This window comes from Bradyrhizobium sp. NBAIM08 (assembly GCF_020193935.1).
Taxonomy (GTDB): Bacteria; Pseudomonadota; Alphaproteobacteria; order Rhizobiales; family Xanthobacteraceae; genus Bradyrhizobium; species Bradyrhizobium yuanmingense.
Genome location: NZ_JADYVR010000624.1, coordinates 1 through 426, shown reverse-complemented (window position 1 = coordinate 426; position 426 = coordinate 1). Strand labels below are relative to the sequence as shown.

1 protein-coding gene is annotated in these 426 nt (G+C 70.9%); it reads right to left on the bottom strand.

Translation table 11 applies throughout. The features are described 5' to 3' along the window. The coding region (locus I6F37_RS41260; protein WP_225154560.1) for a 5'-nucleotidase C-terminal domain-containing protein at positions 1-410 on the bottom strand (410 nt) is incomplete at its 3' end. Positions 411-426: the final 16 nt, after the last annotated feature.

Sequence of the window (426 nt, the reverse complement as noted above, 5' to 3'; positions counted from 1 at the left end):
CGGTAGTCGCGCCTCGGGTCGACCGGCCGGCCGTTCAGCCTCATCGAGCGGATGCGCTCCCCCGCCGGGCGCGACAAATCATAGGTGAAGGTAAAGCCGCGCGACGGGATGAGCAGCGACTTGACCGTCGCCGGCTTGCCAGCGCCGCCGTCGAACTGTTGCTCGAGCACGGCCTTGAGCTCGGCCCCGCTCAGCGTCTTGACGACGAGGTTGTTGCCGAACGGCTGGAGCGCGAAGATCCGGGCATAGGTCAACGCGCCGCTGGCGTCGGGGACGAGGCTGGTACGCACCCCGGTGCCGTTGATCAGCCCGATTTGCGCGCCGCCGCGCGCCGGGGCGCGGGTCGCGGCAAGCTGGGCGTCGGCGATCAGCCGCGCGGCATCCGATTCGCCGTCGTCGGGATCGCGCATCGCGGCGCCAATCAGC